Consider the following 23,292-nt stretch of genomic DNA (forward strand, 5'->3'; position numbering starts at 1 on the left):
GAAAAGCTCCTAGCTCAGGATACGCTGCACAAGCGCAGGCGAAATGCGGTTGATGATCGGAAGAAATCTGGACTTGCCGATCCAGTAACGCGGCCTTTCAGCCTCTATGGCGGACAGCAACCCCTTGGCTGCCCTTTCGGCGGAAATCTTCCCTCTCCCACGGCCGCGCGTCATATCCGTTTCAACCAGCGGCATGACAGCTTCGAGAATATGCAGATGCGGCGCTTCGCTTGCGCATTGCTTGGCCAATGCGGCGCTGAAACTGGAAAGCGCGGCCTTGCTTGCACAATAAACCGGTGCTGCGGCCTTGGGAGAGAGCACAAGCGCGCTCGTGACATTCAAAACGGCACTCTCGGGCTGCCGTAGAAGCACAGGCAACAGCCGCGTCGTCAGCATCATGGGCGCCAGAAGATTGGTCGCGATCTCGTTGTGCAGGCCAGTCATCAGCGCATCGCGATCATCTAGAATGAAATTCATCTCCTGCTGGAGGGCCGCGTTGTTCACGATGACGGAGAGGCGTGGATGATCCTGCTCGATCCTTTCCATCAGAGCCGACAGGGCAGCCGGATCAGCCAGATCACAGGTAATCGGAATTGCATTTTCGCCGATAAATCGCGCCTGCCCGCGCAGCCGCTGCTCATCGCGTCCAACCAACAGCACCTTCGCGCCGCGTGCCCCGGCAAGACGCGCGAAGCGACTGCCAATGCCGCGCGTGGCACCCGTTACCAATATCGTGTGTCCGAGAAGTTTCACCCTGCAATGCCCTTGCCGTTTCAAGCTTTCAGGAGCATAATCGAGCAATTGCTCGTATTGGGAAACTCGCATTTCATGCCGCCGAAATCCGACAGCGTGCGCCCGAGAAAAAAGCCGCGTCAGGCACGTGCGGAAGCAACGGTGGATGCCATTCTCGAAGCGGCTGCTCGCATTTTGAGCGCCGAGGGCCTGATGGGATTCAACACCAACAGCGTTGCCCGCGTGGCCGGCGTGAGCGTCGGCTCTCTATACCAGTATTTCCCCTCAAAGGAGGCGATCCTGGCGGAGATGCTCCGGCGCAAGCAGAAGAACGTGTTGAGCGCGCTTGAAGCGGCTTTCACGGATGTCGAGAAGAAGCGTGCCGATCAGGCATTGCGGGATCTGGCGCATGCCGGCTTGCTTCATCAGCCGCGAACCTTGTCGCTCGCCCAGGCACTCGATTACGCCTCTGCGGTCTTGCCGCTCCACGAGCAGACCCATGAGATCAACAAGTCCATCGTCGCATGCGTGGGGCGCTTTCTGACCGCTCTTGATGTGCCGGCCAATGCCCAGATGATTGCAGCACAGGACATCACGGGCATGGCACGTGGCATCATGCTTCAGGCCCTGCGCGGTGGAACGGCAGTGGACGAGGATGCGCTTGCCGAACGGGTGTTCATGGCCGTCAAAGGCTATCTGAACGAGGTGCGAAAGAAGGCTGGGACTGACCAGCCTTCCATTTGCGGCACCTAGCGTGCCAACCAGCCGCCATCCACGTTGAGAATTGCGCCATGGACATATTTGGCCGCAGGCGAGGCCAGATAGACGGCGGTGCCGCCGATATCGTCCGGATCACCCCAGCGTCCCGCCGGAATACGGTCGAGAATGGCTTTCGAGCGGTCGGGATCTTCGCGCAGCGCCTGCGTGTTGTTGGTGGCGATATAGCCCGGCGCGATGGCATTCACATTGATGCCCCTGGCCGCCCATTCATTGGCGAAAAGTTTCGTAAGCCCGGCGACGGCGTGCTTCGACGCCGTATAGGCCGGAACGCGTATTCCACCCTGGAAGGACAGAAGCGAGGCGATGTTGACGATTGCGCCCCCTGCCCCGCGCGCGAAAGCCGCCTTGGCAAATTCCTGGCACATGAAGAACAGGGCGCGCTGATTGACATCGATCACGGCGTCCCAGTCTTCCTCGGAATAATCGACGGCATCCGCGCGCCGGATGATACCGGCATTGTTGACGAGGATGTCGACGTGCTTCTCGGCTGCGAAAAGCTTGCGGGGGGCATCACGCTCCGACAGATCCAGATGAAGGTACCGGGCATCACCACCGCCAGCCTTGATCTCGGCTACGGTTTCGTCGCAGGGCGAGCGCCCTGCGGCAATCACGCTGGCACCGGCTTCTGCCATGCACCGCGCGATCGCCCGGCCGATGCCGGTATTGGCACCCGTCACCAGCGCGCTCTTGCCTTCAAGCGAGAACATTTTCATCAGCGGATTTCTCCCATGCCGACCATCTCGACATCCTTGTAGTTCACATTGTCACCGGCCATCGCCCAGATGAATGTATATGAGGCAGAGCCGGCACCGGAGTGAATGGACCAGGGCGGAGAAATCGCCCCTTCCTCATTGCGCACGATCAGGTGGCGCGTTTCCGTTGGTTCACCCATCAGATGCACCGCCATCTGGTCTTCCGGCAGGTCGATGTAAAGATAGGCTTCCATGCGGCGGTCGTGCACATGGGCGGGCATGGTGTTCCAGACCGAGCCGTTGTGAAGCTTCGTCATGCCCACGACGAGCTGGCAGGATTCCATCACGTCCGGATGCACGAACTGGTGGATGGTGCGCTCGTTGGAGGTTTCTTGGGAACCGAGATCCACACGCGCGGCATCTTCGATCCTGACCAGGCGCGAGGGCAGCTCTTTGTGGGCCGGTGCAGACAGGATGTAGAAGCGACCATTGCCCGCGAAGGTGACCGGTCCGCTTCCCCGTCCCAGATATAGCATGTCGCCCTTGGCCATGGCGTAGGTCTCGCCCGCTTTCACGGTGCCCTCAGCCCCGATATTGACCACAACCATTTCGCGGCGGTCCAAAATGCTTGCGGTGCCGCAATGCTTGACCTCGTCCAGCACAAGTTCACCACCTGCAGGAACCGCGCCGCCCACAATCATCCGGTCGTAATGGGTGTAGATCAGCTTGATCTCACCATCGGCAAAGATGCCGCCGACATGGAAATTCTTGCGCAGCTCGTCGGAGTCGAAGCGGCGCGCGGTCATCGGATCGATGGCATAGCGGTTCTCGATGGAAAGCATGGGGTACTCCTTGGGTATGAATTTCAGAGAAAGTCGTCGCGGCGCGGCGTGAAGCTGTCGATCAGGACACCCGGTTCAAGCGCCTTGCAGCCATGTTCGGCATTGGAAGGAATGACGAAGCTGTCGCCGGGGCCTACTTCGAATTCCTCGCCTTCGATGGTGAAGGCGAAGCGTCCGGATTTGACATAGGTCGCCTGGATGTGGGGATGAGAGTGAAGTGCACCGACGCCGCCTTCGGCGAAGGTGAATGCGACAACCATCATCGCTTCATTCTCGCTGAGGACCTGACGGGTGACGTTGTTTCCGGCATCCACCGCCGGAAAGCTTTTCAGATATTCGGGCATTCTTTTCTCCATCAACGGAAGAGCGCGGGCAGCCACAGCGAAAGCGCGGGGATGTAGGTGACGAGCAGAAGCGTGGCGAGTGCAGCGAAGTAGAACGGCCAGATGCTGCGCACGGCCTGCCACACAGGCACATTGCCCACCGCACAGCCAACGAACAGCACCGCACCGACAGGCGGTGTGCAAAGGCCGATCCCCAGATTGAGGATCATGATGATCCCGAAATGAACCGGGTCGACGCCAAAGGCCACGGCAACCGGCAGGAAGATCGGCGTCGTGATGACGATCAGCGGCGACATGTCCATGAAGGTGCCCAGCACCAGAAGCGCGATATTGATCATCAGCAGGATGACGAAGGGGTTTTCCGAGAGACCCTGCAGGAAGACCACCAGTTCCGCCGGCACGCGCAGATAGGCCAGAAGCCAGCCGAAGGACGCCGCACAGCCGATGACGAGCAGCACCATCGCAGTGGTGCGCACTGCCGCGAAAGTCGCATCGGTGAAGGCTTCCCAGCTCAGCGTGCGATAGGCGAGTGCAGTGATGAGGAAGGCGTAGACAACCGCGATGCACGAGCTTTCCGACGCGGTAAATACGCCCGAACGCACACCACCGAAAATGATCGCGATCAGGATCAGCCCCGGCACCGCGCCGATGAAGAGCGAGCCCATGATCCGGAAGCCGGGGAAAGGCTCTGTCGGATAATTGTGTTTCTTCGCGACGAACCAGGCTGCCGTCATCAGCGACAGGGCCAGGATGATGCCCGGAATGATGCCGGCGGTGAACAGATCGGCGATCGAGATGCGCCCGCCGCCGGAGATGGAATAGATGATGAGATTGTGTGAAGGCGGCAGCATCAGCGCGATGATCGAGGATACCACGGTGACATTCACCGCATAGTCGACGTCATATCCCTTGTCGCGCATCTGCGGGATCATCAGACCGCCGATGGCCGATGCGTCAGCGGCTGCGGAACCCGACACGCCTCCGAAAAGCACGGAGGCGACGATGTTCACCTGTCCAAGCCCGCCGCGGAAACTGCCGACCCAGGTTCCAGCCAGTGCGACAAGCCTGCGCGCGATGTCGCCGCGCACCATCAGGACGCCGGCATAGATGAAGAACGGGATGGCCATCAGCGCGAAGACCGAGACGCCGGAATTCAGGCGTTGGAACACAACCACCGGCGGCAGGCCCAGATAGACGATTGTGGCGAAGGAAGCCGTGCCGAGACAGAAGGCGACCGGCGTGCCGATGAGCAGAAGCACCGTAAAGGTGCCAAAAAGGACATAGAGTTCCATGGATCAGTCGCCGTCGGTGTTGTCGATGTCTGCAAAGCGGACGGTGGAAAGGCCTGCAAATCTGCGCAGGACGCGCTCGATCGAGAAGAGAACCATCAGGAAGCCGCCGAAAACCAGCGCGAGATAGGTCACGCCCACCGGCCACCCGACATTCGGGATCGTGCTCGACCATGTCTGTTGCGCAAGCTGCAGGCCAAAGCCCGCCATTCCGCCGCCAAAGGCAATCACGACCGTGTCCGAAACCGTGTGCAGGATCTTTCGGACGCGACGCGGCAATATGTGGAGCATCACATCGAAGCTGAGGTGATATCCTTCCCTGATGCCGACTGCGGCACCCAGAAAGATGAACCATCCCATGATGATGACCGAAACGCTTTCGGTCCAGGTCGGCGTGTCGTTCAAAACGAAGCGGCCAAAGACCTGCCAGGTGATGAAAACGGTCATCAAGACGAGACCGATCCCGGATGCCCAGAGTGAAAATGTAGCCAGCGCACCTGTGAAATGCGCCGCACGCAACATGGTGGACCGCAACGCGCGTCTCCCGAGAAAGAAGGAAAGGATGGGCGGGGGCTTCCGCCCCCGCCTTTTCCGGTCGTTACTTGACCGCCTGGATGCGCTCGACAATCTGCTTAAGATTGTCGGAGGTGACGTGCTTCTCGTAGACAGGCTTCATGGCGTCGATGAATGCGGTCTTGTCGACCTCTTCAACGATCTCAGCACCGGCCTTCAGCACCTGCTCGCGTGAAGCCTCCTCGCGTTCGGCCCACATCTTGCGCATGAAGGGCACGGATTCGCGTGCTGCTTCACGCAGTGCTTCCTGATCTTCGGCGCTCAGCTTTTCCCAGCTCTTCTTCGACATGACGAGCACTTCCGGCACCATCAGATGCTGGTCGAGCGTGTAGTATTTCGCCACCTCGAAGTGACCGGAGCTCTCATAGGACGGCCAGTTGTTCTCTGCGCCGTCGATCACGCCGGTCTGGATCGAGGAGTAGACCTCGCCATAAGGCATGGGCGTCGCGTTGCCGCCAAGGGCACTGACCATGTCCACGAAAACGTCGGACTGCATGACGCGGAATTTCATGCCCTTGAGGTCTTCCAGCGTCTTCACCGGCTTCTGCGAATTGTAGAAGGAGCGTGCGCCTGCATCGTAATAGGCAAGACCGATCAGATCGTGATCCTCGAACGCAGCCAGCACATCCTGGCCGATCTCGCCATCAAGCACCTGATGCATGTGTTCGGTGGAGCGGAAGATATAGGGCAGCGAGAAGACCTTCGTCTCTTCGATGATGTTGTTGAACGGCCCCATGCTGACACGGTTCATGTCGATCACGCCGAACTGTGTCTGCTCGATCGTATCCTTTTCCTCGCCGAGCTGCGCGGAATGATAGACCTCGACGCATACGCGACCGTCGGTCCGCTCCTTCACCAATTCGCCCAGATGCTCCACGGCCGCCACCGTTGGATAGCCTTCGGGATGGGTGTCGGACGAGCGCAGGGTGATCTCACAGGCCGCGGCAGCACCTGCAAAGGCGACACCTGCAAGGAGCGTGGTGGTGAATGTCTTGAGATTCTTCATGGATTCCTCCCGTTGAGTTGGCATCAAAGCCGATAGGCCTGCTTGGCAAGCCGGTAAGCGAGGTCGTGGGCGACCTCATGCGCCTCTTCTTCCGCCAGTCGTCCCTCCGCGACGAGCCTGGCCAGAAAGGCACAATCCACCCGCCGCGCCACGTCATGGCGGGCGGGAATCGAGCAAAAAGCACGTGTGTCGTCATTGAAGCCGACCGTGTTGTAGAAACCGGCGGTTTCGGTGGTCATCTCGCGAAAGCGCATCATCCCTTCGGGACTGTCATGAAACCACCAGGCAGGGCCGAGCTTCAGCGCCGGATAGACACCGGCAAGCGGGGCCAGTTCACGCGCATAGGCGGTCTCGTCCAGGGTAAAGAGGATGATCGAAAGCTTCGGCTCTGTGCCCACCGCGTCAAGCAGCGGCTTGAGTGCCTGCACGTAATCGGTCCGGGTGGGGATGTCGAAGCCTTTGTCCCGGCCATAAAGGGCCATCATCCGCATGGAATGATTGCGATGGGCGCCCGGATGGATCTGCATGACGAGCCCGTCATCAAGGCTCATTCGTGCCATTTCGGTCAGCATGTGACCACGAAATGCGTCAGCTTCCCCGGCGCTGCAGTTGCCTGCAAGCGCCTTGAGGAAGAGCTGCTCGGCCTGCTTGGGAGGCAGATTTTCCGTGCGAGCGGTCGGATGTCCATGGTCGCTGGCCGTCGCCCCGTGCTGACGGAAGAAGATGCGCCGCTGACGGTGCGCCTCGAGATAGCCGCTCCAGCTTTGCGTGTCGCATCCGGTCAGTTCGCCGAACGCCGTCACATTGCCTGCAAAATTTTCGAATTCCGGATCGACAACCGCGTCGGGCCGGTAGGTCGTGACAACCTTGCCGGACCAGCCGGACTGGCCGATCATTTCATGCCATCCAAGATTGTCGAGTGGACTTTCAGTCGTCGCGATGGCCTCGATATTGAAACGCTCGAACAGGGCGCGAGGCAGGAATTCCGGTTTGTTCAGACAATCGGCGATATGATCATAGTAGTGATCCGCCGTTGCTGCCGACAGCGGAACCTCAAGCCCGAAAACCTCCTGAAAGGAGTGATCCAGCCACAAGCGGCTGGGCGTTCCGCGAAACAGGTGATAGTTCTGGGCAAACAGGCGCCAGACCGCACGGGGATCGGTCTCGCCAGCAGTTCCGTCCACCCGCCGTACCCCAAGATCATCGAGGTTGATCCCCTGCGAGAACAACATCCGGAAGACGTAGTGATCAGGTGTCACGAACAATTCAGCGGGATCTGGAAACGGTTTGTTTTCCGCATACCAGCGCGGATCCGTATGGCCGTGAGGGCTGATGATCGGCAAGTCCTGCACATGCGAGTAAAGGCTGCGCGCAATGTCTCTGCTGCGCGCTTCCGCAGGAAAAAGCCTATCCTCATCCAGAAGTGCCAACTGTCTGCTCCTCCCCAGGTGCACCAGACTTGCGCTGTTCTGATAAACTAATATGTTAGTATGCGAATGCTGTCAACGGAGAGTGTGTTGCTCGACCAACTGCCCTTGAGGCCCATAGAAGAAGCACGCGGCCCATCGGTCACGGATCTTGTTTTCGACGCCCTTTACCGGCAGGTGGTGGAGTTGAGGATCGAGCCGGGTACAAAGATTTCCGAGGCGGAAGTCTCGAAGCTGATGGGCGTTTCCCGGCAACCCGTTCGCGACGCCTTCTACCGACTGTCACAGCTCGGCTTTCTTCTGGTCCGGCCGCAACGTGCAACCGTTGTCACTCATATCTCGCCGCAGGCCGTGCGTGAGGCAGCCTTCATGCGCACCGCGATCGAGCTGGAGACTGTTCGGGCGGCTGCCCTTGCGATGGACAGCAAACAATGCGCTAAGCTGGAAGCGCTCGTAGCCGAACAGATCGAAGCCATAAAAGACGGCAACCGCGTGCTCTTCCATGAACTTGACGACCGGTTCCACAAGCAGATCTGCGAAGTTGCGGGACATGGCTATGCCTGGAAACTGATCCGCGACTTCAAGGCCCATATGGACCGTGTGCGCTATCTCAGCCTTGCCTTCAGCGCCGACCGCGCACTCAATGATCATATCGCGCTGATGGAGGCGATGAAGCGCAAGGACGAAACCGCCATCCAGGAGATCATTCGCGAGCATCTCTCGCGTATCGCGACAGTCATCGAAAGACTGAAGGACGAACATCGCGACTATTTCGTCGATGATGACGAGTAGACCGGTCCTCCCGCGCTGCCCTCAAGGGTAGCGCAGTTGCGGCGTTGGCGGATTGGAACTTCCCTCCGCTTGCGGACTGGAATTGCCCGTTGCTGCATGTCACGCTGCCCAAAACTTCCATTGCAAATGATCGCGGGACCAGTATTTTGACGTGAACGTAAACGGGAGGTACCTTTGGCGCTACCAGCAGTCTTCAACAATCTCCGCTTGCCGGTGATTGCTTCACCCATGTTCATCGTCTCCGGTCCCGAGCTTGTCATTGCCCAGTGCAAGGCGGGTGTGGTGGGCTCGTTTCCCGCACTCAATGCGCGCGAGAAGGAAGGCGAACCGGTACAACTCGAAGCGTGGCTGAAACGGATCACCGAGGAACTCGACCGGCACAATCAGGAGAACCCCGACCAACCGGCAGCCCCCTTCGCGGTCAACCAGATCGTCCACCGCTCCAATGCAAGGCTGGAACGCGACATCGAGATCTGCATGCGCTGGAAGGTGCCGATCTGGATCACCTCACTTGGCGCGCGTCCTGAGTTGAACGAGGCTGCTCATGCCGGTGGTGGTATCGCGCTCCATGACGTGATCAACAACCGATTTGCGAAGAAGGCGATCGAAAAGGGCGCGGACGGGTTGATTGCCGTTGCAGCCGGTGCGGGCGGCCATGCGGGCGCGATTTCGCCTTTTGCGCTGGTGCAGGAAATCCGCTCCTGGTTCGACGGCCCGCTCGCACTTTCCGGCTCCATCGCTAATGGCAAGGCCATTCTGGCTTCCCAGGCCATGGGCGCCGATCTTGCCTATATCGGCTCGGCCTTCATCGCCACGAAGGAAGCCCATGCGGTCGAGCCCTACAAGCAGATGATCGTCGACGGCACGTCCGACGATATCGTCTATTCCAACTACTTCACCGGGGTTCACGGCAACTATCTCAAGCCGTCCATCGCCGCTTCGGGCATGGACCCGGACAATCTGCCTTCGAGCGATCCCACGACCATGAACTTTTCCGACAAGGGCGAGAAGCCCAAGAGCTGGAAGGAGATCTGGGGATCGGGCCAGGGCATAGGCGCAGTTGATGAGGTGCTCTCGGTCGGCGACTACGTCGCCAAGCTTGAACGCGAATATCGCGAGGCGCAGAGCGAGTTGCAGCGCAAGATCATTGCCGACGCGCTTGAATCTGCCAGCTAGAAGGTTGCGGGCGCGAGCGCTAGGATCGCGCCCGAACTCTCTCTTGCCGGTGGATGGGGCACATGCAGCCAATTGCGGATATAGCCGAACTCGAAGCGCACTATGGCACCATCAGCCAGCCAGCCCGCGACAAGGTCACGCCACGTCTCACGCCCCTTTATCGCCAGTGGATCGACGCATCCCGCTTCCTGATCCTCGCCACCGTGGGTCCGGAAGGCACTGATGGAAGCCCGCGCGGCGATGACGGGCCGGTCGTGCGTATTGCCGACGACCAGACCCTGCTTTTGCCGGACTGGCGCGGCAACAACCGGCTCGACTCCCTCCGCAACATCGTGGCTGACGGTCGTGTCAGCTTGCTCTTCATGGTGCCGGGCTCCAACAATGTGGTGCGGGTGAACGGCACGGCCATCGTCACCGCCGATGAGGCAACACGCCAAGGCTTCGAACGCAACGGCAAGACGCCTGCCACGGTCACCGTCGTCACCATCGGCGAAGTCTATTTCCAATGCGCCAAGGCCATCATGCGCTCTCGCCTCTGGTCGGGTGAAGACATGAGTGCACAGCTTCCCACTGCCGGAGATTTCATCAAGGAGATGAATGCCACTTTCGATGGCGAGGCCTATGACCGCAACTATCCCGAATATGCCAAGCCGTTGACGTGGTAGCCGTTATCCCCGGCTGGGACCGGGCTTCACTCTTGAAGCGGGATGAAGCGGCGGAGCCACCGAGTTGCGCACGATCAGTTCCGCGCGCAACAGAACTTTCCTTTCCGGCGGATCGCGGCCTTCCAGAAGAGCGAGCAGCGTATCCATCGCCCGCTCCCCGATCTTCAGGCGCGGCTGCTTCATGGTGGTCAGCGAGGGCGTGACGAAGCTGGCAAAGGAAATGTCGTCAAAGCCCATGACAGAGAAGTCACGGGGCAGATCATAGCGACGGGCGTTCAACGCTATCGTCACGCCAAGCGCCGCGGCATCATTGATGCACATGAAGGCAGTGGGCAGCCTGTCGCGCACGAAAAGAAGTTCCGCCGCCGCCCGCCCGCTTTCGGTTGAACCGTCGCAATCGATGATCAGTGCTGGATCAACCTCCAGCCCCGCCCCTGCCAATGCCTTGCGATAGCCCTCCTCGCGCATCTGATTGATGGACCGCGAGGCGGAGCGACCGATGAATGCAATGCGGCGATGCCCTTGCGCAATCAGATGTTCGGTCGCCACCCGCGCGCCCTCCACATTGTCAACGCCAATGAAGGGAATGTCGCTGTCCGGCACGGGCTCGGATACCGCCACCATGGGCGGCAGCGGTGTGGCCACATCCCTACCCGCGATGCCATAGGGCAAGTGCCCGGTGAAGAGAATGAGCCCGTCTGCCTGGTTGGATGCGATGAAGCGCAGATAGTCGCTTTCGCGCTCAGCATCGTTCTGCGTATTCCCGATGAGAATGCCATAGCCGCGTTTGCTGGCTTCCGTCTCCAGTCCTACGAGAATGTTGGAGAAGTTCGGATCACCCACATCGGGCGCAAGGATCAGGATCATGTTGGAGCGGCGCATGCGCAAGCTGCGCGCCATGGCATTGGTCGTATAGCCCGTGCGGGCAACCGCATCAGCCACGCGCCGACGCGTGGAATCGGCCACCTTGGTCGGCTCGTTGATTGCCCGGCTCACCGTTGCGATGGAAACGCCGGCCATGGCTGCAACATCTTCAATGGTGGCCAGCTTCTTGTGCTTCAACCGATCTCGTCCTCCACCCCTCCCCGCTACCGACGGGAAGCGCCAAGCAGATGCAGCGCTTCTTTCAGCCAGGTAAAGCGAAATCGTTTCTACCTGCCGATAACGCACAATGTAAACCTTTACAGCGGGAATGAAAACCTTTACATCATTGTTCAGGAGCGGGCGGGAAACTGCCCTTGGGAGGAGAGACAGTCATGCAGCCAGCCGACACAATCGGCGGCCCGGTGATCCTGTCTGCTGAACGCATCAGCAAGTCGTTCGGCGAGGTGCCGGTGCTTTTCAGCATCGATTTCGACATTCGCCAGGGCGAGTGCCATGCCATTATCGGCGAAAACGGTGCGGGCAAATCCACACTCATCAAGATCCTGTCCGGGCTGGAACAGCCCACCTCGGGCCATGTCTGCCTCGATGGTCAGCGGGTCGAACTGCCGCCGCACGGCGAGGCCGAAAAGCTGGGCATCGTGGTCATTCACCAGGAGCTAAATCTCGCCGAGCATCTGACGGTGGCCGATTCCATCTTCCTGGGCCGTGAGCTGAAGTCGCATGGCTTCCTGAAGCTGAAGGAGATGCGCGAAGCCGCGCGACATATCCTTGACACGCTTCATGTGGACATCGACCCCGATGCGCGCATCCACTCCCTTTCCGTCGCCGACAAGCAGATGGTGGAGGTCGCCAAGGCGATCAGCCGCGATGCTCGCGTGCTCATCATGGACGAGCCGACCGCCGTTCTTTCCCAGGCCGAGACCGAGAACTTCTTCGAGCAGGTGGACCGGCTGAAGGCCAAGGGCGTTTCCATCATCTTCATCTCGCACAAGCTCGACGAGGTCATGCGCCTTGCCGACCGCGTGACGGTGCTGCGCGACGGCCAGCACATTGCCACCGTCGGCACCGAGGCGCTGACGCCCGATTCCATCGCGCAGATGATGGTCGGACGCGAGCTTTCAAACCTTTATCCTCCCAAGCATGAACCCGATGTCGATGCCCCCGTCGTGTTAAAGGTCGAGAACCTTTCCGGCGAGAGCATCGAAAATGTGTCCTTCACGCTGAAACGCGGGGAAATTGTTGGCTTTGCCGGTCTTATCGGCTCCGGTCGCACGGCAGTTGCCGAGACGATTGTCGGCCTGCAGCACAGGGACAGCGGCAAGGTCGAGCTCAACGGTGAGCCGGTCCATTTCACGGAAGTCTCGCAGAGCATTGCCCGCGGGCTTGCCTATATGACCAAGGACCGCAAGGGCCGCGGGCTTTTGCTCAATACGGGACTTCGCCCCAACCTGACGCTTCTGACGCTGAAGAAGCACTCCCGCGGGCTTTTCATCAATGAAGCGAGTGAGGACGAGGCGCTGGCGCGGGCCGTGCGCCGTTTCGACATCCGCGCGCGCGACGCCTCGGTCAAGGTCGGGCAGTTGTCAGGTGGCAACCAGCAGAAGCTGATGCTGGGCAAGATGATGGAGACCGAGCCTGACATCATCATCATCGACGAGCCGACGCGCGGCATCGATGTCGGCACCAAGCAGCAGATCTATCACATCATCGCGGCACTGGCCGCTGAAGGAAAATCGATCATCGTCATCTCGTCGGAGATGCCCGAGATCATCGGGCTGTCGCACCGCGTCGTCGTCATGCGCGAGGGGCGCGTGGCGGGTGTGATCGAGGGGCAGGAAATAACCGAGGCCGAAATCATGCGCTACGCCGCAGGCCTCAAGCAGGATGGGGATCATGAGCGTATCAGCGCGTGAAGAAACGGCGAAACCGGTGAGGAATTTCGGCATAGACCTGAAGACGGCAGGCCCGCTTGTCGCGCTGATCGTGCTGTGCGTGCTCGGCTATTCGCTGAACCCGGCATTTCTGAGCGAAGGCAATCTGGCGAACCTTCTGACCCGCTCCGCCTTTATCGGCATCATTGCCGTGGGCGCCACATTCGTCATCACCGCAGGCGGCATCGACCTTTCCGTCGGCTCCATGGCGGCCTTCGTGGCAGGCATGATGATCATCATCATGAACGGCGCGATAGACGTGATGGGCGTCAGCGTGTGGACTGTCATCCTCGGCTGTGGCTGCTCGCTGATCCTCGGCATCGGTGCCGGCTTCATCAACGGCTTTCTGACCACCAAGGGCAAGATCGAAGCCTTCATCGTCACGCTTGGTACCATGGGTATCTACCGCTCGCTGGTGACCTATTTTGCCGATGGCGGCACGCTGTCCCTGGCCTCTGCCGCGCGCGACATCTACCGCCCGGTCTATTACGACTCGTTCCTGCGCATTCCCATCCCGGTCTGGGTGTTCATCGGTGTCGCCATCATTGGCTGGATCCTGATGAACCGCACCGCCTTTGGCCGCTATTGCATGGCGATCGGCTCCAACGAGCATGTGGCGCGCTATTCGGCCATCAAGGTCGACCGCGTGAAGACCTGGACCTATGTGCTGCAGGGGCTTTGCGTCTCGCTTGCCACCATCATCTATGTGCCGCGTCTGGGCTCGGCATCATCCGCCACCGGCGTGTTGTGGGAGCTCGAAGCAATTGCTGCCGTCATCATCGGCGGCACGATGCTGAAAGGCGGTTTCGGCCGCGTCGGCGGCACGGTGATCGGCGCGCTGATCCTGACGGCCATCGGCAATATCCTGAACCTCACCGACATCATCTCGAATTATCTGAACGGCGCGGTCCAGGGCGTCATCATCGTGGTTGCAGTCTATCTGCAACGGGGGAATCTGCGCGCGCCGAAGCGCAAGGCGCAGGAGTAGCCGCGAAAGCGGAGAAACGGTGCCGGAGGAGGCACCAATCATCTCAGGGAGGAGTACCTGCAATGAAATTGAAGACACTTCTGGCGGGCTTGGTGGTTTCGACCGCCATGATCGGGGCGGCAGCTGCCCAGGACAAGATCAAGATCGGCGTATCCATTCCCGCCGCCACCCACGGCTTCATGGGCGGGTTGAACTGGCATGCACAGGAAGCCGAAAAGCGCCTTGAGGCGCAGCACGAGAATATCGACATCATTATCGTGACCGCCAATGGTCCAAGCGATCAGGCAAGCGACCTGGAAGATCTTGTTTCCGTCCACCAGATCGACGCGCTTGTCGTGCTGCCTTTCGAATCCGAGCCGCTAACCGACCCCGTCAAGCAGGTGAAGCAGACCGGCGCATTCATCACCGTTGTCGACCGCGGCCTTTCCGAGCCCGGCATCGAGGACATCTATGTCGCCGGCAATAATACCGAGATGGGCCGAGTCTCTGCCGAATACATGAAGTCGCGGCTGAAGGAAGGCGACAATATCGTCATCCTGCGCGGCATTCCGACTGTGCTGGACACCGAGCGCTTCGACGCCTTCATGGCAGAGATCGAAGGTTCGGGCATCAATGTTCTGGACAACAAGTTCGCAAACTGGAACCGCGATGACGGCTTCGAGGTCATGCAGGACTTCCTCTCCCGCTTCCCCGACATCGACGGCGTGTGGGCGCAGGACGACGACATCACGCTCGGTGTGGTCGAAGCCATCAAGCAGGCTGGCCGCGAGAAGGAGATGTTCGTGGTTGGTGGTGCAGGCATGAAGGAGATCATCAAGGGCGTGATGGAAGGCGACGAGCTCGTCCCCGTCGACGTGCTCTATCCGCCGGCACAGATCGCCACCGCGATGGATGTGACCGTCGCAAACTACACCTCGAATGCACCGGTTCGCGGGCGCTACATTCTCGGCGCCCCGCTGATCACGCCCGAGAACGCCGAAGAATTTTACTTCCCGGATTCGCCGTTCTGATCCTGCGATCAGCGGGCGTGAAGAGAGGGGGTGCCCGCAAGGCGCCCCCTTTTTTGTTGCGATCCAGCTTCGCGACGAGACTTCCACCCGAACAAAACACCCCTCGCCTATTGTTCTTTCAGCCCCATATGCCTATGACCCGCCGCAACGCGACCGCACCTTGTGGAGAAACCCGATGCTGCGCACGCCCTATTACCTGATCGACCGTGCCAAACTTGCCCGCAATCTCGAGATCATCGACCGCGTGCGCAAGGAATCCGGCGCCAAGGCGCTTCTGGCGCTGAAATGCTTCGCGACCTGGAGCGTCTTCGACCAGATGCGCGAGCATATGGACGGCACGACTTCCTCCTCGCTCTACGAGGTGCATCTGGGGCATGAGAAATTCGGCGGCGAGACGCACGCCTATTCGGTTGCCTATGGCGACGACGAGATCGACGAGGTCGTCTCCTATGCCGACAAGATCATCTTCAATTCCATCAGCCAGCTTGAGCGTTACTCAGATGCGGCGAAGGATATTGTTCGCGGCCTGCGGCTCAACCCGCAGATCTCCTCCTCAAGCTTCGATCTGGCAGACCCCGCCCGTCCCTTCTCGCGGCTGGGCGAATGGGATGTCGCCAGGATCGAAAAGGTCATGGACCGCATTTCCGGCTTCATGATCCACAACAACTGCGAGAACGCGGATTTCGACCTCTTCGACAACATGCTCTCTCAGATCGAGGAGCGTTTCGGCACGCTTCTGGAGCGCGTCGAATGGGTCAGCCTTGGCGGCGGCATCCATTTCACGGGCGAGAACTATCCGGTCGACCGCTTCTGCGCCCGGCTGAAGGCATTTTCGGAAAAGTTTGGCGTGCAGGTCTATCTGGAGCCGGGCGAAGCCGCGATCACCAATTCCACCACGCTGGAGGTGACTGTTCTGGACACCCTCAACAATGGCAAGGATCTTGCCATCGTCGACTCCTCGATCGAGGCCCATATGCTGGACCTCCTGATCTATCGGGAGAAGGCCAAGATCGCGCCCGATGAGGGCGAGCATCTCGTCACCATCTGCGGCAAGTCCTGCCTGGCGGGCGATATTTTTGGCGAGTTCCGCTTCCCCGAACCGGTGAAGGTGGGCGACCGCATCTCCATTCAGGATGCAGCCGGTTATACCATGGTCAAGAAGAACTGGTTTAACGGCGTACGCATGCCCGCAATCGCCATCCGCGAACCGGATGGCAAAGTGCGCACGGTGCGCGAATTTGGCTACGAGGATTACAGGGCCAGCCTCTCGTGACAGGCTGGGGCGAAGTGACAGGGTAACAAGGAGACGACCGCGAAGATGAAAAAGAACGTGTTGATTGTCGGCGCCGGTGGTGTGGCGCAGGTCGTGGCGCATAAATGCGCGCAGCATAATGACGTGCTTTGCGATATTCATATCGCTTCGCGCACCGTCTCCAAATGCGAGAAGATCATCGCCTCGGTCCACGAGAAGAAGGCGATGAAGGTGGAAGGCAAGCTCAAGGCCCACGCGCTCGACGCCATGGATGTTGCCGCCACCAGGGCGCTGATCGAGAAGACCGGCAGCCAGATTGTCATCAATGTCGGCTCCGCTTTCGTGAATATGAGCGTGCTCTCAGCCTGTATCGAAACGGGTGCGGCCTATATCGACACTGCCATCCACGAAGACCCGCTCAAGATCTGCGAGACGCCGCCATGGTACGCCAATTACGAATGGAAGCGCCGCGAGGAATGCGAGAAGGCAGGGGTTACCGCCGTGCTCGGTGCGGGCTTTGACCCCGGCGTGGTGAACGCCTATGCCGCGCTTGCAGCGGATGAATATTTCGACGAAATCACCGATATCGACATCATCGACGTCAATGCCGGCAGCCACGGGCGCTGGTTCTCCACGAATTTCGATCCGGAAATCAATTTCCGCGAATTCACGGGCCAAGTCTATTCCTGGCAGGACAATGAGTGGAAATCGAACCAGATGTTCGAGATCCGCAAGGAATGGGATCTGCCCACCGTCGGCACCCAGACCACATATATGACTGGCCATGACGAGGTGCATTCCATCTCGCAGAATATGGGCATTCCCAACGTCCGCTTCTGGATGGGCTTTGGCGACCGTTACGTCCAGGTCTTCACGGTGCTGAAGAATCTGGGCCTTCTGTCCGAGCAGCCTGTCACTACCGCCGAGGGTCTGGAAGTCGTGCCTCTGAAGGTGGTGAAGGCCGTTCTGCCCGATCCATCATCGCTTGCCCCCGATTATACCGGCAAGACCTGCATCGGCGACCTGGTGAAGGGCAAGAAGGATGGCAAGGACCGCGAGGTCTTCATCTACAATGTGGCTGACCACGAGGAAGCCTATGCCGAAGTCGGCAGCCAGGGCATCTCCTACACCGCCGGCGTGCCACCGGTCGCAGCCGCACTACTCATCGCCAAGGGCGACTGGGACGTGAAGAAGATGGTCAATGTGGAACAGCTCCCACCCCAGCCCTTCCTCGGTCTCCTTAACGAAATGGGCCTGCCAACCCGCCTGCGCGAAGACGAAGAGGACCGTGCGTTGAAATTCTGATCCCCGCGGATAGTACGAGACTGCGGAAAGGCGGCGCCCGAGGGTGCCGCCTTTTTTAATTCACCACCACCAGCTTGAACTTCATGCCCGAATGCGTTCACAAGTTTGGAGGCTTGAGGAGATTTGCGCGCGATGTTTGGTTTCAGGGATGTGGAGATCGTGAAGGCGGTGGTGCGCGCCGGTGGCTTTCGTGCGGCAGCGCAGCGTCTCAACCTTGCCCAATCAGCGATCTCCACGCGTATTGCCGCCCTTGAAAAGCGGCTGGGTCTCACGCTCTTTGACCGCGTCGGGCGGCAGGTGCGCCTTTCTTCGGCGGGTCGACGCTTTCTTGAAGAAGCCGATCGGCTGGTGCAAAGCCGCGACCGCATCGTGCAGGAGCTGACCCAGACAAGCGGTCTGAACGGCACGGTGCGCATCGGTGTCGCCGAGACTATCGTGCACACGATCCTGACGCAGATGCTCAAGCAGTTGCGGCAGGACCATCCGCATGTGCGTTTCGAACTCTCCGTGGACACATCCGAACAGCTCGCGCGCAAGCTGAGCGATGACGAGCTCGATGTCGCCATCCTGCTCCGCGAGTTGCAGCCGCGTGGTGTTGTTGGCACGGCTTTGCGGCCCGTCGAGCTCGGCTGGTACGCCTCCACGGCCATGCCGGAGCGCAACCGCGCTTGGACATTGCAGGAGCTGGCCGAGCATCCCATCGTGACATTTCCGAAGGGCACCCTGCCCTACAAGCAGGTGGAGCGCCTGTTCGCCGGCGCAATATCGGAGCCGCCGGTCCTGCACGGCTCCGCTTCACTCTCGACCGTTTTGCATCTGGTCGCCGACCAGTTCGGCATTGGTGTCCTTCCGAGGCGGATCGCCACATCCCATTCCCTAGGTGCTGCAGAACATATCCGCCGGATTGACGTGGAGCCGGAAGCAGAGCCGCAGGAGCTCAACTTCATTGTCATCTACTTCCCGGAGCGCAATCGCGAAGCCGGAACGATCATCACTGAAGCCGCGACACAGGCTGATCAAAATGATCGCCCATAGAGATCAATTATTACATCAAATGATCGATTGACATGATCGTGTGAGTTTGGAATCCTTCTGCCGTCCATCGGAGGAGGCAGCAGGTCATCGTGTTGGCGCAGGATATCCATAGCCAGTCAGGGCAGGAAAAGGTGTTCGATACCGGTCTTGCATTGCGTCAGGCTGTTCGCGAAGGCCGTTTCAGCGGCGACACTGCGGGCAAGGCGCCGGGCCTTTTACAGGGCAATCTGGCGATCCTGCCGAAAGCCCTTGCACATGACTTCCTGCTTTTCTGCCAACGCAATCCAAAGCCCTGTCCCATCATCGGCATCGGCGAAGCGGGTGAGGTTTCGCTGCCCGATCTGGGGCAGGATATCGACATCCGCACCGATGTGCCCGCCTATCGCATCTTTCGTCCAGGACAGGCGCCCGAACGCGTTGATGATCTCAACTCCGTGTGGCGGGATGACCTCGTCACCTTCGTTCTCGGCTGCTCCTTCTCCTTCGAGGAGGCGCTGGTCGCTGCCGAAATTCCCGTGCGCCATATCGATGCCGGGCGCAATGTGCCGATGTATGTGACCTCGATCGAGACGCGGCCCGCCGGCGCATTTTCCGGCCCGCTCGTCGTCTCCATGCGCTCTTTCAGTCCGGCCGATGCCATCCAGGCCATCTTGCTTTCGTCGCGCCAGCCGCTCGCCCATGGTGCACCGGTGCATATCGGCGACCCCGCGCAGATCGGCATTCGCGATATCATGTCGCCTGACTTCGGTGATCAACCCATTATGAACGATCGCGACATTCCCGTATTCTGGGCCTGTGGCGTGACACCGCAAATGGCAATCCGCAATTGCGATGCCGATCTCGCCATTACCCATGATCCCGGTCACATGCTGGTGACCGACATACCCGCAGAGACGGCAGAAAGCCGCCTCTGGGGCATTGCCCAAAACAACAACAACTGAAGCAAACCACAGAGGAAACGAAGATGAAGATCATTCGCAACGCATTGCTGGCCGGAACGGCCCTTATCGCGGGCGCCGCCATGGCCCAGGCCGAAGAACTTTCCGTGGTTGGCAGCTGGAGCAGCCTGCCGCTCTACAAGCAGTATGAAGCGCCCTTCTGGACCGAAACCCTGCCGGGCGCTGAAGGCAGCGATTTTGAAGTGTCGATGACGACCTTCGACCAGATGGGCATTGCAGGCGGCGATGTCTACCGCATGCTGGGCGACGGCGTGTTCGATGTCGGCATGACGGTCGCAGACTACACGGTCGGCGACGCGCCGGAGCTTGAAGGTCTCGACGTGCCGCTGGTTGCCACCACGGCAGATGATGCCCGCAAGATGGTGGATGCTGCGCGCCCCATGGTGGAGGACATCATGAAGGAGCGCTTCAACGCCAAGCTTCTGGCAATCGCGCCCTACCCGCCGCAGGTCGTCTTCTGCAAGGACGAGGTCTCCTCGCTTGATGATCTGAAGGGCAAGAAGATCCGTGGTTCGGGCCGCATGACCACCAAGCTTCTGGAAGCACTCGGCGCCGAGGGCATCAATGTGGCATTTTCGGAAGTCCCGGGCGCGCTTGAGCGCGGTGGGGTCGACTGCGCCGTCACCGGTGCAGGTTCGGGCTATAGTGCGGGTTGGTGGGAAGTCTCCTCGCACCTCATGACCCTGCCGCTCGGCGGCTGGGACCCGGTTGTGACCGCCATGAACATGGACAAGTGGGAGTCGCTTTCCGACGAGCAGAAGGAGATGCTTCAGACCCAGCTTACGGAGAAGTTCGAAGCTCCTGCATGGGATGCGGCAGCTGGTGCGCTTGAGTCCGATATTGCCTGCCTAACCGGCAATGGCGAATGTGCCGCCGGTGAAGCGGCCAGCATGACACTTGTCGAGCCGACCGAAGCCGACACCCAGCAGGCGCGCAAGATCCTTGAAGAGACGGTTCTGCCGGAGTGGGCAGAGCGCGCGGGTTCCGATTGGGCCAAGCGTTGGAACGAGAGCGTCGGCAAGACCGTCGGCGTTCAGGTTCCGCTCTGATCTGATGAGGTGGGCGCCGGAGGCCGATAAAAATGTTTGAAACAATCGTGGACGTTCTCCGGCGCATCAACCGCCTGATCGCTCTCATCGTGGGTGCAGTTCTTGCACTCACGGTGCTTTTCATTCTCGCCGACATCACGCTTCGCCAGTTCGGCCATTCCTTTGGTGGCTCGGATGAAGTCTCCGGCTATGTCATGGCTTTCGTGGCGAGCTGGGGCCTCTCATTCGCGCTTCTGGAACTGGCCCATGTGCGCATCGACCTCCTGCGGTTGAAGCTCGCGCAGACCGGCCGCAGCATACTTGATCTTATCGCCATCTCGGCCACGGCCGCGGTAACAACCGTGGTGGCGTGGCAATGCTGGCCGGTGCTGGCCAAGAGCCTCGAACGAGGTTCTCGCGCCAACACGCCGCTGGAAACCCCATTGTGGATACCACAAAGCATATGGTTCAGCGGCTGGGTCTGGTTTGCGACCGCTTCCGTGCTGCTGCTTATCTGCGCCTTCGGCATGCTCGCCCAACGCCAGCAAAGCCAGTTTGAAAACGCCGTCGGTACGGCCACCGAGACGGAGATTTGAACCCATGATCTGGTCCGTATCCATCAGCCTTCTGGGCCTTCTGACACTCTCCATTCCCGTCGGCATCGTCCTTTTCATTCTGGGCTTCGGCATCGACCAGTTCTTCTCGCCCTTTCCGCTCATTCGCGGTTTGGGCCAGGTCGTCTGGTCCTCCTCCAACAGCTCGACGCTGATCGCCATCCCCTTCTTCGTGCTGCTTGGCGAAATCCTTGTGCGCGGCGGCGTGGCGGAGCGCACCTATGCCTCGCTCGACAAATGGTTCTCCTGGCTGCCGGGCGGGCTGGTGCATGCCAATATCGGCACCGCCACCATGTTCTCCGCCACCTCCGGCTCCTCCGTCGCAACGGCTGCAACGGTGGCAACCGTCGCCATGCCGCAGGCCGAAAAGCTTGGTTATGATCCGCGCCTCTTCTCCGGCGCCATTGCAGCGGGCGGCACGCTTGGCATTCTCATTCCGCCTTCGATCAATCTGATCGTCTACGGCTTCCTGACCGAGACCTCGATCCCGCAGCTCTTCCTTGCCGGGCTCATTCCCGGTCTTCTTATGGCAGTTGCCTTCATGGCCATCACCGCGCTGATCTGCTGGTTCAAGCCCTCGCTTGGCGGCTCCAGCCGCAGCTTTACCTGGGGCGAGCGCGTCTCTAGCCTGCGCCAGCTTGTACCCATCATCCTGCTCTTCGTGGTGGTGATCGGCTCGATCTATGCTGGCTGGGCCACACCCACCGAGTCTGCTGCCGTGGGCGTGTTCATGGCGCTTCTCATTGCCTTAGCCAATGGGGGCGTGAACATGGAGATGCTGCGCCATTCCGCCCTTGGCACCGTGCGCATCACCGCCATGATCATGCTCGTCATCATCGGCGCCTATTTCCTGAACTTCACCATGGCATCCGCGGGTCTTGGCCGCGAGCTGACATCGCTTCTGGAAAATTCCGGCCTGTCGCCGCTCGGCACACTGTTCCTGGTCATCCTGCTCTACATCATTCTCGGCTTCTTCATCGAGACCCTGTCCCTGATGGTGGCGACCATTCCCATCGTCGTGCCGATCATGGCCGGACTTGGCTATGACAAGGTGTGGTTCGGCGTCTTGATGATCGTGCTTGTCGAAATGGCGCTCATCACGCCGCCTGTCGGGCTCAATCTCTATGTCGTGCAGGGCTCGCGCAAGAGCGGCACGCTTGGCGAGGTCATGGTCGGGGCCATGCCATATGTGCTGGTGATGCTCGCCATGGTCGGCTTCCTCATTCTCTTCCCCGGCCTGGCTCTCTTCCTGCCGGCTGCCCTCTAGTTTCTCATTTTCAGGAGTAACCCCATGCGCTTTACCTGCGCCGGAAACACGCTCGACCTCTCCTTCACCAACTGCGTCGTGGCAGGCTGGACCGGACGAAACCCGGATGCGATCCAGCATCACATCGACGAGCTTGCGGAGCTCGGTGTCGCGCCGCCTTCCACCGTTCCGCTTTACTACCGCGTCTCTGCCAATCTGCTGACGCAGGATGACAAGCTGCAGTTTGTGGGCGAAGGCACTTCGGGTGAGGTAGAGCCCATGATCGTGATTGCCGACGGCAAGCGCTATCTGGGTCTTGGCTCCGATCACACCGACCGCGAACTCGAAGCCCATTCGGTTGCACTCTCCAAACAGGCCTGTGCGAAGCCCTGCGCAAGCGAGCTTTGGGAGCTTGATCCGCTTCTCGACCGTCTGGATTCAATCGAACTGCGTTCCTGGATCAGGGAAAATGGCGACTGGACGCTTTATCAGGAAGGCACACTTGCCGCGATGCGCCCGATGGCCGATCTGATGGAGGGCTGCGCGCTTGAGAAACTCGCGCAGGACGGTGCGGCTGCCATGCTGGGCGGCACGCTCGGCGTGAAGTCCGGCGGCGTGCGCCCTGCTGCCGCCTTCAGGATGGAGATGCGTGACCCCGAGACGGGAAACGTCATCACCCATGAATACGAGATCGAGACGCTGCCGATCGTCGCCTGACGAT

General features: G+C 60.0%; 24 protein-coding genes. 15 read left to right on the forward strand and 9 right to left on the reverse strand.

What is annotated here, in order from left to right:
* Positions 1 to 9 precede the first annotated feature (9 nt).
* Positions 10 to 753, reverse strand: coding sequence for an SDR family NAD(P)-dependent oxidoreductase (locus EL18_RS16355; RefSeq protein WP_036486772.1), 744 nt, complete (start codon positions 751 to 753; stop codon positions 10 to 12).
* Between the two features lie 75 nt (positions 754 to 828).
* Between EL18_RS16355 and EL18_RS16360 the strand changes: the two genes are divergently transcribed.
* Positions 829 to 1,485, forward strand: a complete 657-nt coding sequence (locus EL18_RS16360) for a TetR/AcrR family transcriptional regulator (protein ID WP_051914423.1) — start codon at positions 829 to 831, stop codon at positions 1,483 to 1,485.
* Here EL18_RS16360 and kduD read toward each other — a convergent pair.
* The 7 genes from kduD to uxaC form a co-directional block, all read right to left on the reverse strand.
* The gene (gene kduD, locus EL18_RS16365; protein WP_200875556.1) at positions 1,482 to 2,228 is read right to left on the reverse strand and encodes a 2-dehydro-3-deoxy-D-gluconate 5-dehydrogenase KduD; all 747 of its coding nucleotides are present in this window, start codon (positions 2,226 to 2,228) and stop codon (positions 1,482 to 1,484) included. The genes EL18_RS16360 and kduD overlap by 4 nt on opposite strands.
* A complete protein-coding gene (kduI, locus tag EL18_RS16370) occupies positions 2,225 to 3,046 on the reverse strand; it encodes a 5-dehydro-4-deoxy-D-glucuronate isomerase (RefSeq protein ID WP_036486774.1) in 822 nt (273 codons plus the stop codon). The genes kduD and kduI overlap by 4 nt, the downstream gene beginning before the upstream one ends.
* A gap of 23 nt (positions 3,047 to 3,069) precedes the next feature.
* Positions 3,070 to 3,390 carry a cupin domain-containing protein gene (locus tag EL18_RS16375; RefSeq protein ID WP_036486775.1) on the reverse strand — a complete coding sequence of 107 codons (321 nt, stop codon included), beginning with the start codon at positions 3,388 to 3,390 and terminating at the stop codon, positions 3,070 to 3,072.
* An 11-nt stretch (positions 3,391 to 3,401) separates the two neighbouring features.
* Positions 3,402 to 4,682: a TRAP transporter large permease gene (locus tag EL18_RS16380; protein WP_036486777.1), complete on the reverse strand. Its 1,281-nt coding sequence runs from the start codon at positions 4,680 to 4,682 to the stop codon at positions 3,402 to 3,404.
* A gap of 3 nt (positions 4,683 to 4,685) precedes the next feature.
* Entirely contained in the window at positions 4,686 to 5,213 is a 528-nt protein-coding gene (locus EL18_RS16385) for a TRAP transporter small permease (RefSeq protein WP_036486779.1), read from the reverse strand.
* A gap of 64 nt (positions 5,214 to 5,277) precedes the next feature.
* Positions 5,278 to 6,258 carry a TRAP transporter substrate-binding protein gene (locus tag EL18_RS16390; RefSeq protein ID WP_036486782.1) on the reverse strand — a complete coding sequence of 327 codons (981 nt, stop codon included), beginning with the start codon at positions 6,256 to 6,258 and terminating at the stop codon, positions 5,278 to 5,280.
* Between the two features lie 23 nt (positions 6,259 to 6,281).
* Positions 6,282 to 7,688 carry a glucuronate isomerase gene (uxaC, locus tag EL18_RS16395; RefSeq protein WP_036486784.1) on the reverse strand — a complete coding sequence of 469 codons (1,407 nt, stop codon included), beginning with the start codon at positions 7,686 to 7,688 and terminating at the stop codon, positions 6,282 to 6,284.
* 87 nt (positions 7,689 to 7,775) lie between these two features.
* Here uxaC and EL18_RS16400 point away from each other — a divergent pair, with 87 nt between their 5' ends.
* The 3 genes from EL18_RS16400 (at position 7,776) to EL18_RS16410 (ending at position 10,318) form a co-directional block, all read left to right on the forward strand.
* Positions 7,776 to 8,477 (forward strand): GntR family transcriptional regulator, encoded by a 702-nt coding sequence (locus EL18_RS16400; protein WP_036486786.1) that lies wholly within the window; start codon positions 7,776 to 7,778, stop codon positions 8,475 to 8,477.
* Between the two features lie 174 nt (positions 8,478 to 8,651).
* On the forward strand, positions 8,652 to 9,653 hold the full coding sequence (locus tag EL18_RS16405; protein ID WP_036486789.1) for an NAD(P)H-dependent flavin oxidoreductase: 1,002 nt from the start codon (positions 8,652 to 8,654) through the stop codon (positions 9,651 to 9,653).
* 62 nt (positions 9,654 to 9,715) lie between these two features.
* Entirely contained in the window at positions 9,716 to 10,318 is a 603-nt protein-coding gene (locus tag EL18_RS16410; protein WP_036486792.1) for a pyridoxamine 5'-phosphate oxidase family protein, read from the forward strand.
* A gap of 3 nt (positions 10,319 to 10,321) precedes the next feature.
* Here EL18_RS16410 and EL18_RS16415 read toward each other — a convergent pair whose 3' ends face one another.
* Complete coding sequence (locus EL18_RS16415) at positions 10,322 to 11,380, reverse strand: LacI family DNA-binding transcriptional regulator (protein ID WP_280113670.1); 1,059 nt, start codon at positions 11,378 to 11,380, stop codon at positions 10,322 to 10,324.
* 194 nt (positions 11,381 to 11,574) lie between these two features.
* Between EL18_RS16415 and EL18_RS16420 the strand changes: the two genes are divergently transcribed.
* The 11 genes from EL18_RS16420 to EL18_RS16470 all read left to right on the forward strand — a co-directional run bounded on the left by EL18_RS16420 (position 11,575) and on the right by EL18_RS16470 (position 23,288).
* On the forward strand, positions 11,575 to 13,116 hold the full coding sequence (locus EL18_RS16420) for a sugar ABC transporter ATP-binding protein (RefSeq protein WP_036486793.1): 1,542 nt from the start codon (positions 11,575 to 11,577) through the stop codon (positions 13,114 to 13,116).
* A complete protein-coding gene (locus tag EL18_RS16425) occupies positions 13,097 to 14,122 on the forward strand; it encodes an ABC transporter permease (RefSeq protein ID WP_036486794.1) in 1,026 nt (341 codons plus the stop codon). Before EL18_RS16420 ends, EL18_RS16425 begins: the two co-directional genes overlap by 20 nt.
* 62 nt (positions 14,123 to 14,184) lie before the next feature.
* On the forward strand, positions 14,185 to 15,132 hold the full coding sequence (locus EL18_RS16430) for a substrate-binding domain-containing protein (RefSeq protein WP_036486796.1): 948 nt from the start codon (positions 14,185 to 14,187) through the stop codon (positions 15,130 to 15,132).
* Positions 15,133 to 15,307: 175 nt separating this feature from the next.
* Positions 15,308 to 16,405, forward strand: coding sequence for a carboxynorspermidine decarboxylase (gene nspC, locus EL18_RS16435; protein WP_036486797.1), 1,098 nt, complete (start codon positions 15,308 to 15,310; stop codon positions 16,403 to 16,405).
* A gap of 45 nt (positions 16,406 to 16,450) precedes the next feature.
* On the forward strand, positions 16,451 to 17,689 hold the full coding sequence (locus tag EL18_RS16440; protein WP_036486798.1) for a saccharopine dehydrogenase family protein: 1,239 nt from the start codon (positions 16,451 to 16,453) through the stop codon (positions 17,687 to 17,689).
* Positions 17,690 to 17,821: 132 nt separating this feature from the next.
* Positions 17,822 to 18,724 (forward strand): LysR family transcriptional regulator, encoded by a 903-nt coding sequence (locus EL18_RS16445; protein WP_036486799.1) that lies wholly within the window; start codon positions 17,822 to 17,824, stop codon positions 18,722 to 18,724.
* A gap of 92 nt (positions 18,725 to 18,816) precedes the next feature.
* A complete protein-coding gene (locus EL18_RS16450) occupies positions 18,817 to 19,665 on the forward strand; it encodes a putative hydro-lyase (RefSeq protein WP_425277161.1) in 849 nt (282 codons plus the stop codon).
* 23 nt (positions 19,666 to 19,688) lie between these two features.
* Complete coding sequence (locus EL18_RS16455) at positions 19,689 to 20,732, forward strand: TRAP transporter substrate-binding protein (protein WP_036486801.1); 1,044 nt, start codon at positions 19,689 to 19,691, stop codon at positions 20,730 to 20,732.
* Between the two features lie 32 nt (positions 20,733 to 20,764).
* Complete coding sequence (locus EL18_RS16460) at positions 20,765 to 21,307, forward strand: TRAP transporter small permease subunit (protein WP_036486803.1); 543 nt, start codon at positions 20,765 to 20,767, stop codon at positions 21,305 to 21,307.
* Positions 21,308 to 21,311: 4 nt separating this feature from the next.
* Positions 21,312 to 22,592 (forward strand): TRAP transporter large permease, encoded by a 1,281-nt coding sequence (locus EL18_RS16465; RefSeq protein ID WP_036486805.1) that lies wholly within the window; start codon positions 21,312 to 21,314, stop codon positions 22,590 to 22,592.
* Positions 22,593 to 22,616: 24 nt separating this feature from the next.
* Entirely contained in the window at positions 22,617 to 23,288 is a 672-nt protein-coding gene (locus EL18_RS16470; protein ID WP_036486807.1) for a DUF2848 domain-containing protein, read from the forward strand.
* Positions 23,289 to 23,292: the final 4 nt, after the last annotated feature.

The sequence above is a fragment of the Nitratireductor basaltis genome (genome assembly GCF_000733725.1).
GTDB classification, from domain to species: Bacteria; Pseudomonadota; Alphaproteobacteria; order Rhizobiales; family Rhizobiaceae; genus Chelativorans; species Chelativorans basaltis.